Origin of the sequence: Paenibacillus pasadenensis, from assembly GCF_023715725.1 — a bacterium.
In the GTDB taxonomy this organism is placed as follows: Bacteria; Bacillota; Bacilli; order Paenibacillales; family Paenibacillaceae; genus Paenibacillus_O; species Paenibacillus_O pasadenensis_A.
Genome location: NZ_JAMBOT010000013.1, coordinates 40,317 through 56,514 on the forward strand (window position 1 = coordinate 40,317; position 16,198 = coordinate 56,514).

Genomic DNA, 16,198 nt, shown 5'->3' on the forward strand with positions numbered 1-16,198 from the left:
GCTCAGGACTCCTCCCGGAACTGTGCTGGCGTTTTGCCAAAATGGCTTTTGAACAGGGATATGAAATAGGGAATGTTGCTGTAGCCAACGCTTGGACCGATATCGACGACCTTACGGTTGGAGGTTAATAACAGCTCCTTCGCCTTGTCCATCCGGTAAAGCGTGATGAATTTGTTGATGCTGATGCCTTTTTCCTTCTTAAATAAGTAGCTGAGATAACTGGGCGACAAATACACCCGTTCCGCGAGCGCCTCCAGCGACAGATCGCTTGCGTAATCCTGCTCGATCGTGCGGACGGTCTCCTCGATGCCTTTGGACTTCCCTTCGCCGAATACGGCGCCCGACTGCGCCTGCTCCTCCAAAATCGCCTGCATTACTTGGCGAAGATCGGCCAGCCTTTCCGTATTATGCACCTGCTCCAGCTGTTTATTAAACGCCGCGGCGTTCTTTTTGGCGGAAGCGTCAAAGCTGGCCTTTACCACTTCCATGCAGACATACTTCACGTAAACAGGCGAAAGCCGGCTGCTGCTCTGCAGCGTATCGAACAGCTGTTCAAAGCGCAAACGGGCGTAGTCGTAGCTGTTCCGCCGGATATGCTGCTTAATCTCCTCCAGCACCTCGTTAACGGCAGACGTTACGTCGCCTTCACCCGCAGCCATAGCCCGGTTCGCCTGGACAACTGCGCCTTCCTCCCAGAAAAACTTGTTTCCCAGCAGCGTCTCCATCGCTTGATACTCCTGATACAGCTGACCGGCGTTCTCAATCAAGCCGCTGACCACGATCGCGATGTCCTGTCCGTATCCGGCTTTGAACCAGCCGCTCAAGCGGCCGGCAAGCCCCGACAGCTCCTCCGCCGCCTCATCCGGCGTTGAATGAACGAGCAGCAGCGCCTGGAATTCATTCAGATGGACCAGCTCGCCTGGCCGCTCTGTGGCTGCAGCCAATTCCTGCTCAAAATCCGGCGACGTACGGTCAAAAAAACGGCTGCGCGCATCCAGCATGAACATTCGCAGCCAGCGGTGCTCGCCAAGCTCGGTCAGCGGGATAAGCGGAGTAGCACCGGAATGCGCTTCCGTTCTGCCGAGAATAAAGTCTGCAAGCAGCCGGTTTTTCTCGTAACGCGTCTCCCGCAGGTAGGCCTGCTCCATCCGCTCCAGCTGCGCCTGCCCCTGCCTTTCTTCCTCGCACTGCTGAATGGCGAGCGACAGCACCTTAATAAACTCCGTCACCTGAATCGGCTTGAGCAAATAGCGGATCGCTCTGACGTCGATGGCCCGCTGCGCATATTCGAACTCGCCGTAAGCGCTCATGAATATAATTTTAGCCTGCAGCCCTTGGCTTCTCACATGCTCCACCAGCTGCAAGCCGTCCATTCCCGTCATGCGGACATCCGACAAAATAATGTCAACCTTAGCGGTTTGCAGAAACTCCAGCGCGTTTTCGCCGCTGTCCGCCTCGTGGATTTCCAGATTAAAACCGAATTTATCGACTAAGTACCGGACGCCTTCTCGTTCGAATTTGTCGTCGTCGACGACAAGCATTGTTAGCATAACGTCCACCGCCTTCTCCGTTCGGCAAAATAGATTTTACAAAGGGAGTGTAGCATAATCGCCGGAACACGCACAGGCTTTGAGGGGCAAGAGGCATAAATGCCCAGTAAATTGGCAGGATCACCCATACGGTTTGGCGCGGGGGAGAAGAGGAGTACCTTTACGCATTTCCTAATATTCTGTTCCTGGACAGGCAGTCGCCTGTATAATAAATTTGCTCCGCAGAGTTTAACAACAGAAATAGAAATGGAGGAATTTTACGTGGTAAAATGGGGACTTCCCTTGTTGTTTGCCCTAACAGGGCTGATTTACATATTTGTTATACCTATGGAGCCGGAGGGCGTCAAGCTGACGTTTAAATTGATTCCGATGGCGCTGCTAATGGTTTATGCGTGGAGGCTGCTGCCGCAGCAGCGCCAGTCCTGGCATTGGCTCATGCTGGCCGGCCTGCTATTCTGCGCCGTCGGCGACGGTACAATTCGCTGGTTCGTCATCGGCTTATCGGCCTTTTTGATCGGCCATCTGTTTTATTTATCGGCCTTCTGCAAGCGGCTCCGCGTTACTCCGCTTCGTGTGGCGGCCATTATCCCGATTGGCATTTATGCGTTCCTCGTAGGCTCGCAAATCATTAACGCGCTTTATGATAAAGATGAAACAGCGCTTGTCATTCCCGTGCTCGTCTATATGATCGCCATTTCCGTCATGGCTTGGACCGCCATTATGACTGGCAGCAAATCGGCGGCTTTTGGCGCGCTGCTGTTCGTCATCTCGGATTCGATCCTGTCATGGAACATGTTTGTCGGCGAGATCGCTTATTCCCACGCGCTCATTATGCTGACTTATTACTCTGCGCAGTTTCTGATCATCAGCAGCATGCGGGAGAGCGTGCCCGGTCGGCCCGCGCCGCGTTAACCGCGTTAATTGTTTGCCTCCTTGACGTTTAACGAAGCGTAGTACGCTTGTAGCGGTTGATGGCTTGACTTAAAGCTTCTACACCAAGGTAAAACGCGCCTCGGGCAACGTCGTCGATGAACGAATTATCGGATGATAAAAGCTGCTCTTATCACGAAATACTTAAAATAAAAGAAAGAGTGTCCTAAATCAAACATAGGATACTCTTTCTCCCCTAAATTACTAGCTAATATTGAAGGTTACAGCACTTAATATTGGTGAATTTGTTGCGTAATCAAAGTATTTTTCTTGAGATGAGAATGTTGAACCATCATTATCGTGGATTATAATAAGACTATCAAATGTATCGTATGCGTATCCTACACCTACAACCCAGTGATATGCATAAGCATAATTATGGTCAGGTTCAAAAAATGTTGTATAGGAGTCAAATTTGACTGCAAGAGGGCGCCCATTATTTATTTCTCCTCTATAAGCAGTGTACGATGTAGCATCACCAGTTACTGAGACATACCCGTCGTCTGAAGCATGTGCTTTTAACCCACCTTTTAAAGAGCTTACAGACATACCATATGCTGCTCCACCGTGTGAACTATAAAAATGATTGATCATTGAACCTTTGGCCCAAAAGCTTTGCATGCCCCAAAGATTGGATTTCCCTTTGTTGAGTCTCCAGTACTCAGTTATTGCAGCCATTGTAGTCGGGCCACAAGCTGAACTCCGATAACTCGGGTCAACAACTGAATCCCACTGATCAAAAATTGGCACCGATAATCTTTGTTCTATTACAGTTGCGACAGCTAAAGTGGTCACTTCAGTGGTATCTGATAAATAATTATTCCACGACTTATCAGCTTGATTACTTTCCTTCTATTTAAACTGTTCTTTAGTGTAAGTAATTGACTTATCCCTTCTTTGTATTTCTTCAAGGATAATATCGGATTCAGAAGCTTTAAACCCTGTCAGACCTCCAAAGTAATAGAGTCTGCTCGAACTGTCTATACTTAAGAATTTCATCTCTCCCCCACCAGCCGCTAGAATTGGAGATAGTTTTTTACTCGCTGATATTAACAAGAAATGCTCAGGAAATTGAAAATAGTAAGCAACAATTTGATTGTCTACTCCGTACACCGCCTGGCTGGTTAAGATATTATCTATATCCTCTTCAAACCTCAGTTTTTTTAGTGCCTTTTCTGCAACTTTATCAATATCTTTAATTACCACTTTATCCTTATCATTTGCTGCAAAAGCCGTTGTACTTGAAAGACTAAACGCTAAAATGGATACTAAAACTAGACCTGAGAATTTTCTAATAATCAAAGCCTCACCCTCCAAAATAGTTATATGATAAGATAATCATATTCTTCCATTTTTGTAAACTAGTTTCCTAGGAGGTATAGCAAGTGAAAGAAATGAAGCATTTTCTCGTTTGTCTGGGAGGAATTTTAATTTTAGTTGCAGTTTTTCGTCTATTTGGTGAAATGTCTCCTGATGCAGGTGATATAAGTTCCAATGGGAACCCGATAGTGTTATTTTGGATCCCTGTCTATTCATTATTAATCCTTATATGCATAACAATATTTAGATTAATAAAAAAAACCACAAAAAATACGAAATCAAACAAACTGAAAAAAATTTTATATCTCTCAATATTAAGCTTAATCATCAGTATCTCGTTTAATTTGTTTTCAATCTATACAAATCTGAACTCGTTACAATTTCACAAACATATTGCATCGGTTCATTTTAACAGCATCATTTTTGATGTTTGGAATCTAATTACACTCATTATTTTTTCTTGCTTCCTCGCAATATGGTCCAACTTTCGTTGTGTTAAATTGAAATCATGAGAAACATAACGATTTTAAAATTATTTCATTTCCAATCCCCAGAAAAGCAAATCCCCCTCAGAAACTCTGCCGAGGGGGATTTGCTTTATCAAGTACGATTAGTCATCGTCTCCGTCATCGCCGCAATCATTATCATGATCATGATCGTGGTCATCGTCATCCTTACCGCCATGCTTCTTTCCCTTACCTTTGCCGTCTTTGCCGCCCTTGTCCTTATCCTTATCTTTATCCTTGCCCTTATCCTTCACGCAAATCGAAGACGAAACGTCTTCGCCGGCAGCGGCGCGCACCAGCTCTTTTTGCGCATCGGAGATCAGCCCGATGTCCGTTTCATAATCGTTGCCTGACCGAATAATCTCGTTCACTAGAGCGTCGGCTGCCGTCGGGTCTGCGGCCTTCAAAATGCGAAGCAGCTCATGCTCCTGAGAAGCCTGCCGCAGAGATTCCAGCCGGATCGAGCTGCGAATCTTCATATTAGCCGGATCCGGGTAAGTAAAGTTGCCGTCCCCGAGCACTCTGGCGTACATCTGATCGGTTGGATAATTAGGGAACGAGCCGTAGTGATTCGCCCATGTGTTCCACTGATTAAGCCCCCAGTTCAAATATCCGCTCATGCCCCATTTGAAGGACAGCCAGCCGAGCAGCTCTCCATGCCAGACAGGCCGGTCGATGATCGTGTTCAAGTAGTTGTCGCTGACTGGGTCCATTGAGGTGTACATCCACAGATCTTCTCCCGGATTCCGGTAGCTTTCGACCTCTGCCGCATTCAGCTGGTAGTTGTTGAGCATGACTGCAGGCGTATCGATCATATCCTGCAGACTCTGCAGGCTCCATGCCACGACCGCCTCCTCCGTTTTCATGCCCGGAGCGTACGTGTCGATCAGATTGCTCAGCACCGGATAAAGCGACTGCTGGAACGTCTGGCCGGGCTCATCAATGACATGATGCTCAAATATGCTGCTCCAGCCTTTCACTGCCAAATGCCCGTGAAGAGCGGTCAAATATTGTGTTAAGTAGCTCGTCACGGCCGCAGGCTCCAGATCGTAGCGGATCAGCCGCGTGAGCGGCGCACCGGTCGGATTGGCCGGGTCATGCGCCAGCGTTTCGACAAAGGTGTTGGAGTAATCCGAGTTGGAGCCGGGCACGGAAGAATCCAGCTCGGCGCTGTCGGCCTTGTACTTGGACAGCGGTCCGCCAACGAATTTTTGAATGCCGCCATTATCCTTGAAGAATTGGATAAACGAATCGAAGAAGCTCCAGTCAAACGTCACCGTGCCGTCCGCCGCAACCTTTGTGCCCGGGGCTTTCAGCAGCAGATCGAGCTGATTGACCTTAAGCACATTGAGCCGGTTTTCCTTCATCAGCTTGGCGAATTCGCCCATGATGCCCCACCAGGCGGCGGAACCCGTCGTCGTCCCGAAATTGTCGTTGATGACGTCGGCTGTCGTATCAAAGTTGCCGACCAGCTGCGCCCACAGCTCCGTGCTGTACGCATTCGGAGAGCTGGCGTCCGGCAGCGTCACATCGGCCACCTCTACGCTCACGCTGATCGGAAAATTGCCCTTTGTAGACTTGACGGTAACCGTTCCCGTATAGGTGCCGGTTGCCGTTCCCGCCGGCACCTTCACCTTGATCCAGATCGGCTGGGTCGTATTGGCGGCAACGGCACGGGAGAGATCGTTAGACAAAATTTCAGGGAAATTCTCCGTCGTTCCCGGCGCTACCGTACGAACTGGACCTGAAACGCTTTGCGAATTGCTGTCCGTCTTAATGTAATCGATAAAATGATACTTAAAGCTGGAAGCGGGCAGCTTTTTGTTTCCTGACTTAAACGCAGAGAACACAACCTGGTTAATCGTCGAGCTCTGATTGGAGCGGTATAAAATTTGGAACGGCTCAATCGCATTTTTTGCAGATACAATTCCCATGCTCGTCGGCAGAACGGAAGGCATTGGCGTGTCCTGAAACACGTTAACCCGCCAGTCGGACGTCCACGCCCCCGTTAACGGGGAGGCGGCCGCTTTTGGAACTGGCGCGACGCCTGCGGAGCATAAAGCCAAGATCAGGATTGCCGAGACGATCATCGTAAATCGTTTCATATCCTATCTCTCCTCTGCGATTCGGATCGATTTAAGTTGCGAACTCAGATACTTCCGACAGCTTGCGGTTAATTTGCTCCCGCTTGCGAAGCAGCCATTCCGCTTCCCGCGGATACGAGCTGAACGTCAGCGGGCTTTCCAGTCCCTCTTCCAGCAGCTCCAGAACAGCAGCACGGCCGATGCGCAACTCCAGGCCTTGCAGCGCTCTTAGATCCTGCAGCGCCTCGCGAACCACCTGCAGCCGGAGCGATTCCAGCGGTCCGTCCGGGCCGGGATAAACGATGAACGCGTCGCCAGCCGGGAAGCCTCCGTCTGCGTCCGTGACGCGGAACGGATCAATCGTTTTGATGGAATACTGCGAGTACCAGAAGTTATATCCCCATTGCAGGAACCCGGCAATGTTGTGCTTGTAGAGCTGCATTCCGAGAATACGGCTGCGGGCAGACGGGAACGCAAAGAAACGGTTGGCCACGTCCTGATACTGGGCGCAGCAGTAGTAGGTCCACAGGTTCTCCACGCCATTTTCGAGAAACGGCTCAATGTGGTTGTTCGCTGGAACTGGAATCGGCACCAGCCCCTGCTCGTAGAACTCATATTCCGAAAGCGCGTCGAACACCTTAAAACCTTTAATATACGGACGAAGCAGCTCGCTTGCCGCGCGGTAGGAATCGATGGAGTTCATCGTCGGTTCGTCTGATACATGGAAATAAACGCTTTCCTTCAGGCCGTTCACTTCAATAAAGCGAACCAGCTCCGGCAGAAATTGCGCCAGAAATGCGCTGTACTCCGCTCCGCCCGCATCTGTTTCCCAGCCGAACAGCTTCTCTTCACGGCCTCCAACGCTGCCGACGATTTTAGGCGCATGTTTTGCGCCCCACTGCGTAAACAGATGGCTCATCTCCAAATACTGCACGCCGGAAGCTTTTGCCATATCAAACCAGCGCTGCAGCCGTTCGAAGCCGAAGCTGTAAACGTTTCCGTTTTTCTCCACGTCTACAAGCTGCACGGTAGGGCGCTCTCCGCCGACCTGCGTATCCAGAGGGGGAGTGAACAGCGGCGTCAGCAGCATGTTGATTCCGCTTTTTACAGCGGTGCGCACAAACTGCTCCACAAGCCGCCAATGCTCCTCGCTCCATACATCAACTTTGTAATGCGTGGCAATGCAGTCCGTGTGGAACCATTCCGTATGAATCAGACTTTGCGGCGGGAGTGCTGCAGGCAGCAGCTCCAGCTCGAAGCTGGACGTTCCGAGCGTCTCTCCCTCCTCCGATTGCAGCGACAGAGCAATTTCATATAGGCCCGGCGCGGCCCCGGAGTCAGGCTCTACCGTCACCCACAGCGAGCGCCATTGGTTCGGCAGGCAAACAAGACCTTCATTTAGCGGATACAGAGGGTCGGGGTACAAGCCCGGAGTGTCGCGCAGCAAAAAACCGTCGTGATCGGCGTACATGGGAAACTCCGCAGGCACGAGACCTACTTCGCGGATCGTCACCGAGCCCGGCAGCGCGCTTTTCGCTTCGGCACGGACATGTTTAATCTGACGGTCCGACCGGTACGCAAGCTGAAACGAGTACGTCTCGTTCAGAAGCGCCGAAGCTTGTTCAAACGGCTCCGCATTCAGCGGCTCATCGGCAAACACTTTGACTAGGGAATGAATCGTTCTCGTTTCAAAAGGAAATTTACTCAAGTCATTTCTCCCCTTCGGTTCGTATCGTTGGCAATCCGCTCCGATCCGCTATTGCCTCCTCCCCTGCCCATCGGACTTGCAGCGTCGCTGGAGTCCAAGCGATCCTCAAGGACACTATAACGTCTGCTGCGGCAAGGAAAAAATAGCATCATTTCGGATTTTGTACCATTATTATAGATCGTTAATCTACCAGGTTTAGGTATGTTATACTCATTGGCACAGGTCAAGCACACCATTGGATAAGGGGTACTCGAGCTTATGCTGAACAAAATCAGAAACGGCAGCCTGAAAACAAAAATCACGCTCGCTTTTGTCGCGCTTATCGTACTTCCTTTTTCGATCCTCTGCGCTTACAGCTACGTTCAGACGAGGACGTACGCTCACTCCCAGCAGCAAAACAGCTCCCGGCTTGTACTGGAGCAAATCCGATTCAATCTGAAAAACAAACTCGACATTGTAGAAAGCGTTAGCAACAACATTTCGTACAACTCACTGCTGCAAACGTTTCTGGGCGAGCCGTTTGATCCCGACACGGGCTCCTTCGAAATGTACCGGAAAGAGATTGTGCCGCTCGTAAACTACGCTAAAATCTATCATAAAGTCAATATACAGAACATCAACGTCTATTTTCGCAATACTTCCATTCCGGAAGGCTACGGCTCCTTCTATTATGACTCTCAGCTGAAGGACAAGGAATGGTACCGGGCGTTTCTGGAATCGGATGAACGCTCGGTCTGGTACCGCAACGGCTCCGTATACTCCTATCTCCAAAAAATATATTCGCTGAACGGCAAATATTTGGGGATGACGAGCATCGAGCTGCCGGAAAAGGATTTGTTTCAATCGCTGGACGGCATGCCGCTCGGCGATAACAGCTTGCTCATCTGGGACAGCAGCGGCTCGCTGATCCACCGGATCGGCAATGCTCCGCTTCCTTCCAGCCAGCTGCCCTCCAAAACGGCGAACCAATCCGATTCAACCGCAAAAGCTGCGGGCGGACGGCTGCTGCTGCAGGAGCCGCTGAACGAGCTGGGACTAACGATCGGCCTCTCTTCTCCGGTCTCGTTTGCCGCTGGCAATCTGCAGACCATCACCTCCTTTGCATCCATTGCAACGCTTGTGCTGTTGATCACTCTGTTTTATTTTGTGCTGAAAATGGTTCTGACGACGATCAACCGCAGCATCCGCTCCATGGATCAGGCGATCCAGACCGGGTTCCAGACCGCAATTCCCGTCGGCCGCAACGATGAGCTCGGCGTCATCTCGGAGCGTTTCAACACGCTGCTGGAACGAATCAATACGCTGATGAAGGATATTATCAAAAAAGAAACGCTTCATAAGGACGCACAGCTGAAGGCGCTGCAATATCAGATCAACCCGCACTTTATTTACAATACAATTGATATTTTCAGCGCGCGGATGGAGCTGGCCGGACTGTACGACGTATCGGAGGCGTGTTCGGATTTTGGCAAAATGCTTCGTTACAACGCTTCCGGCAGCTCCATGTCGGCGACGATCCGCGAGGAGCTGAACTATGTGCGGAGCTACATCAGCCTGCAAAGGCTGAAATACGGCGATCAGATTCGTCTGTCCATTGATGCCCCCAATGATTTGGCGGGCGAACGCATGGTCAAATTCATTTTGCAGCCCATTGTCGAGAACAGCATCAAGCACGGCCTGTCGCGGGAGCGGCCGCTGGAAATCCGCATCCGGGTGTTTAAAACGGAGCCGGGCTCCGTTCATATCGTCATTGAGGACGATGGCGCCGGCATTAGCGCCGGCAGACTGGCGGAGCTGAACGAGCGTCTTCGGCAGCCCGACCCGCTGCGTCTGCAAAACGAAGAGAGCCGGGAGAGCATCGGGCTTGGCAATATTAACGAACGGATGACGCTGTTTTACGGAGAAAAGTATTACATCCAAATGGACAGCACCCCCGGCGAGCGGACGTTAACAACGTTGACGATGCCGCAGACAGGATGATCTCCTCTGTCCATTCGTTGGGATATCACTAGCATGGTACCAGTAAATTGAATGGAAGCGTTACTCTAATTTCACGTCATTAATCCCTTTTTCCAGGCAAGTTTGAGATCGGCTTGGAATAATGAAGCTAGAGGGGGGATTCCATCATGACGGCTCCAGCGGCCATTTACGGGCATTGCAGCATACGCTTTCGACGGCTTCGGGACGTTTTTATAGCCAATTTTCAGGAACGGGGAGAGGTCGGCGCTGCGTTATGCGTCTATCAAGGCGGCGAAAAAGCCGTCGATCTTTGGGGCGGCGTTGCCCGTCCCGCTGACGATGCGGCTTGGCAAGCCAATACGCTCGTGTGCATGTTTTCCGTCGGCAAGTCGCTCGCGGTTCTCTGCACTTTGATGCTGGCCGATCGAGGCGTAATCGGACTTGACGCGCCGGTCGCGCGTTATTGGCCCGAATTCGCCCGCTGCGGCAAGTCTGCCATTACGGTACGTATGCTGCTAGGAGGCTTGTCCGGCGTTCTCTACGCCGATGCCGCTCCGGACGGCGCAGGCTTGGATTGGGATGTTATGATTAAGGCGTTTGAACGGCAGGTTCCGGCATGGGTGCCGGGAAAAGGCCACGCCTATCATTCCATGAGCCTCGGCTACCTGCTTGCGGAGCTAGTCTATCGGGCAGACGGCCGAACGTTCAACCGTTTCCTGGCCGATGAAGTCACCGGACCTCTTGGCGCCGAGTTTGCATTCGGTCTAAACGATGAGCAAATCAGCCGCTGCGCCGATATTATTTCGAATCCGGCGAATGTTTCGCTCAGCGAAATGTCCAACCCGAACACGCCTCTTGGACGGGCGTGGAGAATTACGCCCCAGTTGGAGGGCGGAGTGAACAACGCTGAATTTCGGCGCGGCTTCCTCCCCTCCAGTAACGGTCACGGCACCGCGCGTGCGGTCGCAAAAATTTACGCGGCGTTGTCAGGCCAGCACATTGGAAAACGTCTGCTGTCCCCTCAAATGATTCATCTGGCCCGGCAGCAAATGTGGAACGGGATCGATGCTATGACCGGCAACCATTACCGCTACGGACTTGGCTTTTTTCTGCAAGGCTGCCCGCTGGTGCCACTAGGACCGAATAACAGCACCTTCGGCCATCCCGGACTAAGCGGTGCGCTTGCCTTTGCCGATCCCCTGGAGAGACTCTCGTTTTGTTACAGCCCCAACTTCATGGCCGGGGGCGCAGGCGTCGGAGACCGCTGCGAAGCGCTCGTTGATGCGCTTTACCGCGATATCGCCGCTGCCAGCAGCAGTGTGTAGAACGTCTGAATAGCAAATTAAACAGGACGAAGGAGCCCTCGCGGCAGCTTCGTCCTGTTCTTGTTAATGGAGTTATTTGACCGGCGCAGCCAGCCAGGCATGATCTTTATCGTTGTTAAACTTCCACACCCGCTTAGGCCCGGCCATAACGTTTAAATAATACACCTCGTAGCCGGGAGGCGCTGACACCGGATGGTAGCCGCGCGGCACGAGCACCGCTTCCCCGTTGTTTACGGCGAGCGTTTCGTTCAAGGAACGGTCGTCCGTATACACGCGCTGGACGGCAAAACCTTGCTCCGGCTGCACGCGGAAATAATACGTCTCCTCCAGGAAAGACTCCTCCGGAAGTGCGTCCCGGTCATGTTTATGAGGCGGATAGCTCGACCAGTGTCCCTGCGGCGTGAACACCTCGACTACGAGCAAGGAGTCGGCTGGTTCGTTTTCCGGCAAAATGTTGTGAATCAAGCGTTCCACATTGCCCTGTCCGCGAATCTCCGCTCCAACATGCTCCGGCGCAATTAGGCGCGCTTCATGCGTTCCCAGGCCGGGTGCCTTGCAGAGCGCAACCTCCACATCGGTAAGCGCGGTCAGCTCATACTGGTCGTCATTCGGAACATAGACGCTGTAAGGCGGGATTTTTTCAAAAACGCTCATCCGCTCGCCGATATTCATGAACCGGCTGTGCTTCGTTGCCACATCCGCTTTGCCGCTGATGAGAACGAGGCAGATTTCCTGCGTTCCCGTTTCCCGCTGCAGGGATTGCCCTGCCTTTAATTGAACGACTTCAAAGCCGACATATGTCCAGCCCGCCGATTCCGGCGTAATGTTCAGCACAGAGCCGTCTTCGCGGGGTTCGCCAAGCGGTTTTACGAGCAGCTCCGCCATCTAGGCCGTGCCTCCTGCTCTGCCCGAGCTTCCGAACAGGCGCATTTTGGCCTGAACCGACTCCTGAATCGCTTTTTTCGCCGGAACGAGATAATGGCGGGGATCGTAAGCTTCCGGGTGCTCCTGCAAATAAACGCGAATGGCTTGTGTGCAAGCGATTTGGTTGTCGGTGTTGACGTTGATTTTGGCCGTGCCGAGTGAGATCGCGCGTAAAATCTCTTCGTCAGGCAAGCCGCTGCCGCCGTGCAGCACAAGCGGCAGACCAGTCAGCTGGCGGATTTCACCCATCCGGTCGAAGCCGAGCTTCGGCTGTCCCCGGTAGGGTCCATGCACCGAGCCGAGCGCCGGGGCGATGCAGTCAATGCCTGTTTCCCGCACCATCCGCACGCAGTCCTCGGTAACGGCGTACATCGCCTCCGCCTCGTCGACGACGATATCGTCCTCGCGCCCGGTAATGCGGCCAAGCTCCGCCTCCACGCTTGCGCCAAGCACATGGGCCGCTTCCGTCACACGCTGCGTGATGGCGATGTTCGTCTCCAAATCGTGATGGGACGCATCGATCATGACCGAGGTGAAGCCGGCGTGCAGCGCGCGGATGCATACCTCATAGGAGCTGCCGTGATCCAGATGAAGCGCAACCGGCACCTTCACCCCGTAATAGTCGATCAGCGATTTTACCATGCCCGCAATAAAATGAAGTCCGCCCATGTAGGGAATGTAGGCTTCGCTCACGCCCAAAATAACCGGCGATTTCTCCTCCTGCGCCGCCATCAGTATCGCCTGCGTAAACTCCAGGTTGTTCAGGTTAAACTGCCCAACCGCGTACTGTTTCGCTGCGCCTTCCTCCAGCATTTCTTTCATCGAAACGAGAGCCAAAATATCCACTCCTGTCTGCTATCTATATCCTTATTTGTGCGGGGATAGCTTCCTGCATCATCTTTTGCCTATCCAAAACTTCGCTTTAGGCGTTGGCGCCTGCATTTCGCTTGCGGACGATTCCCGGTTGTTGAAGAAATAAGGCCGTTAATCGGGCTTATTTTCATCCATTCCCCGTGCCAATGAAGAATTAAGACCATAATCGGGCTTATTTCTGTAAAAACTGGGCTTTTCGCCTGAAATAAGACCTAAAATGGCCTTATTCCCCCTGCTTTCCGCAAATCGAGTCAATTTAAGGCCATAAATGGTCTACTTTGCTCTCAAACACGCCTCAGGAGGATTGTACAGGTGCAACGTTAATATTCAACATGGTTGAATTCCGCCGAAGCCTCGTCCTTGAACTCAACCTTTCTGCTAGCCAATGGTCCGAGCTGTGGCGCCACTCCCGGCTGCAACCGCGGCTACCAGCCTCCGGCCTACTGGCCGCTTAGCAGCATCGGCTGCAGCCCCCCGAGCTCCAGCTCTAGCCGCCAGTGCTGGCTTTGAGCCTCCAGCCCCCGGCGTTCGGCGCTAATACCCCGTTCTACCAGCGGGCTGTAACCATTTTTTTGCGCGTGTAGAACTCGATGCCGTCGCCGCCGTTGGCGTGCAGATCGCCGTAGAACGATTTTTTCCAGCCCGAGAACGGGAAAAATGCCATCGGAGCCGGGACACCAAGGTTAACGCCCAGCATGCCCGCTTCAATTGTTTCGCGGAACTGGCGCACATTGCTGCCGTCCTGGGTGAACAGGCAAGCGCCGTTAGCGAATTCCGAGTCGTTAGCCAGCTCTACCGCTTCCGCGAGCGTGGCGACGCGCGCAATGGACAGCACCGGCGCAAAAATCTCGTCCTTCCAGATTTTCATCTCGCTCGTCACATGGTCAAAAATCGTCGGGCCGACAAAGTATCCGTCGCCGCTCGCTGCCGCATCGGAGCGTCCGTCGCGCAGCAGCGCCGCGCCTTCGCTGACGCCAGCCTCAATGTAACCGAGCGTGCGGTCTTTATGGGAGCCGCGGATAACCGGGCCAAGAAACACATTTTCCTCTGCGCCGTTGCCAATCGTCAGATTGTTGGCGGCAGCCACCAGCTTCTCGATCAGCGGTTCAGCAACGTCGCCAACCGCAACCACGACGGCGCATGCCATACAGCGCTCTCCAGCGGAGCCGAAGGCCGCGTTAACGATTTGCTGCACAGCGCCGTCAAGATCGGCGTCCGGCATCACGATGCTGTGATTTTTTGCGCCAGCCAATGCTTGAACCCGCTTGCCGTGCGCGGTGCCTGTTTTATAGACATATTCCGCTACCGGCTGCGAGCCGACAAACGAAATCGCTTTGACGTCGTTATGCTCAAGCAGCCCGTTAACCACATCATGCGCGCCATGAACGACGTTCAGCACGCCGTCCGGCAGACCGGCTTCCTGCATCAGCTCAGCCAGACGGTTCGCCAGCAGCGGCGTGCGCTCCGAAGGCTTCAGCACAAACGTATTGCCTAGCGCGATTGCCAGCGGGAACATCCAGCAAGGAACCATCATCGGGAAGTTGAACGGCGTAATGCCGCCGACAACGCCGATCGGATAGCGGAACATGCCGGATTCCACGTTCGTGGCGATCTCGGACAGCTGTTTGCCCATCATGTGCGAAGGAGCGCCAGCCGCAAACTCAACGCACTCGATGCCGCGCAGCACTTCGCCATGCGCTTCGGTGTAGTTTTTGCCGTTCTCACGCGTGATGATCCGGGCGAGCTCGTCCCAGTTGTCCACGAGCAGCTGCTGATATTTGAACATGACGCGGGCGCGGCGCGGAACCGCCGTGCGGCTCCACGATTGAAACGCCTGCTTGGAGTTCTGAACGGCTGCGTCTACATCCTCTTTGGAGGAAAGCGGAACCTGCGCGATCGTTTCGCCGGTTGCGGGATTGAATACAGCCTCGTATTGGCCGGAAACGGAATCGACCCATTGGCCGCCGATGAAGTTTTTCAAAGCAGTCATATCGGAAATTCTCCTCTCGAATTAGGCTTGCTTGGCTGCACGCATGAAATCGTCAACCTGCTGAAAAGTAGGCATCGCGTCAGAGCAGCTGTGGCTGGAAATGACGATGGAAGCGCAGGCGCTGCCAAACTCCATGCTGCGGCTGATCGTCCAGCCCTCCATCAGGCCGAAAATAAATCCGGCGGCGTAGGAATCGCCCGCTCCGAACGTTTTGATGACCTTGGCCGGGAAAATAGAGCCGCGATGCGAGCTGCCGTCCTTGCCGTAAGCGATTGAGCCGTCCTTGCCGTGTTTGATAATAACAATCTCCGCATGGTGGCCGAACCACTGCGAAGCGGTAAAAGCGTCACTGCGGTCGGCATTGCCGTCGAACTGCTCCAGCATGTCGAACTCTTCGCGCGTGCCGATAATGATGTCGCTCTTTTCCGCTGCCGCATGATAATAAATAGCGGTTTCCTGCGGATTGGTCCATGTATAAGGGCGGTAATCGATATCAAAAATGACCTTTGTGCCATGTTTACGCGCGTAGCGAAGCGCGAGCAGCACAGCTTCGCGGGAAGGACTTTTTGCCAGCGCCGTGCCGGAAACGAGCAGCACCTTGCTGCTAGCGATCAGCGCCTCATCCACCTCGCCGGGCTCCAGCTTAAGATCCGCTGCGTTGTCGCGGTACATCAGAATGCTGCAGTCCTCAGGGCTTTTAATTTCGGTAAAAGCAAGCCCTGTCACCGCTCCGGTCCGGTCCGTCGTCACGCTTGACGTCCCGATGCCGTTGTCCTCCAGATAACGGACGATGAATCTTCCCATTTGATCGTCGGCGACTTTGCCGATAAAGGCGGACTTTTTGCCTAGCCGGGACATGCCGATGGCGATGTTGGCGGGAGAGCCGCCCACGTATTTGGTAAACGTCATCGTTTCTTCCATCGGACGGTTGATTTCATTGGCATTCAGATCGATGCACAGCCGGCCGATCGCGACAAAATCAAGCGTTTTGCCGGCCGCAAATGATACGGACTCCATTTTGTTCCCTAC

At 53.0% G+C, this 16,198-nt stretch carries 12 protein-coding genes; 3 read left to right on the forward strand and 9 right to left on the reverse strand.

Annotated elements, in window-relative coordinates:
- Nucleotides 1–2 precede the first annotated feature (2 nt).
- Entirely contained in the window at nt 3–1,550 is a 1,548-nt protein-coding gene (locus M3223_RS20730; RefSeq protein ID WP_251565166.1) for a response regulator transcription factor, read from the reverse strand.
- A 261-nt stretch (nt 1,551–1,811) separates the two neighbouring features.
- On the opposite strand from M3223_RS20730, the gene M3223_RS20735 reads away from it, so the two are divergent.
- Entirely contained in the window at nt 1,812–2,462 is a 651-nt protein-coding gene (locus M3223_RS20735) for a lysoplasmalogenase (protein WP_251565168.1), read from the forward strand.
- A 222-nt stretch (nt 2,463–2,684) separates the two neighbouring features.
- On the opposite strand, the gene M3223_RS20740 is transcribed toward M3223_RS20735, so the two are convergent.
- From M3223_RS20740 to M3223_RS20755, 4 genes are all read right to left on the reverse strand, one after another.
- Nucleotides 2,685–3,275 (reverse strand): C39 family peptidase, encoded by a 591-nt coding sequence (locus M3223_RS20740; protein WP_251565171.1) that lies wholly within the window; start codon nt 3,273–3,275, stop codon nt 2,685–2,687.
- A 57-nt stretch (nt 3,276–3,332) separates the two neighbouring features.
- On the reverse strand, nt 3,333–3,782 hold the full coding sequence (locus tag M3223_RS20745; RefSeq protein ID WP_251565173.1) for a hypothetical protein: 450 nt from the start codon (nt 3,780–3,782) through the stop codon (nt 3,333–3,335).
- 628 nt (nt 3,783–4,410) lie between these two features.
- On the reverse strand, nt 4,411–6,411 hold the full coding sequence (locus tag M3223_RS20750) for a DUF4091 domain-containing protein (RefSeq protein ID WP_251565175.1): 2,001 nt from the start codon (nt 6,409–6,411) through the stop codon (nt 4,411–4,413).
- 31 nt (nt 6,412–6,442) lie between these two features.
- Nucleotides 6,443–8,098: a DUF4091 domain-containing protein gene (locus M3223_RS20755; RefSeq protein ID WP_251565177.1), complete on the reverse strand. Its 1,656-nt coding sequence runs from the start codon at nt 8,096–8,098 to the stop codon at nt 6,443–6,445.
- Nucleotides 8,099–8,356: 258 nt separating this feature from the next.
- Here M3223_RS20755 and M3223_RS20760 point away from each other — a divergent pair, with 258 nt between their 5' ends.
- Complete coding sequence (locus M3223_RS20760) at nt 8,357–10,078, forward strand: sensor histidine kinase (RefSeq protein ID WP_251565179.1); 1,722 nt, start codon at nt 8,357–8,359, stop codon at nt 10,076–10,078.
- A 146-nt stretch (nt 10,079–10,224) separates the two neighbouring features.
- Nucleotides 10,225–11,382 carry a serine hydrolase domain-containing protein gene (locus M3223_RS20765; protein WP_251565181.1) on the forward strand — a complete coding sequence of 386 codons (1,158 nt, stop codon included), beginning with the start codon at nt 10,225–10,227 and terminating at the stop codon, nt 11,380–11,382.
- A gap of 72 nt (nt 11,383–11,454) precedes the next feature.
- Here M3223_RS20765 and iolB read toward each other — a convergent pair whose 3' ends face one another.
- The 4 genes from iolB to iolC all read right to left on the reverse strand — a co-directional run bounded on the left by iolB (nt 11,455) and on the right by iolC (nt 16,186).
- A complete protein-coding gene (iolB, locus tag M3223_RS20770) occupies nt 11,455–12,267 on the reverse strand; it encodes a 5-deoxy-glucuronate isomerase (protein WP_251565183.1) in 813 nt (270 codons plus the stop codon).
- The gene (gene fba, locus M3223_RS20775) at nt 12,268–13,143 is read right to left on the reverse strand and encodes a class II fructose-1,6-bisphosphate aldolase (protein WP_251565185.1); all 876 of its coding nucleotides are present in this window, start codon (nt 13,141–13,143) and stop codon (nt 12,268–12,270) included. It abuts the gene before it with no gap.
- Nucleotides 13,144–13,726: 583 nt separating this feature from the next.
- Nucleotides 13,727–15,169 carry a CoA-acylating methylmalonate-semialdehyde dehydrogenase gene (locus M3223_RS20780; protein WP_285891390.1) on the reverse strand — a complete coding sequence of 481 codons (1,443 nt, stop codon included), beginning with the start codon at nt 15,167–15,169 and terminating at the stop codon, nt 13,727–13,729.
- 21 nt (nt 15,170–15,190) lie between these two features.
- Nucleotides 15,191–16,186, reverse strand: coding sequence for a 5-dehydro-2-deoxygluconokinase (iolC, locus tag M3223_RS20785; protein WP_251565187.1), 996 nt, complete (start codon nt 16,184–16,186; stop codon nt 15,191–15,193).
- Between the last annotated feature and the right edge of the window lie 12 nt (nt 16,187–16,198).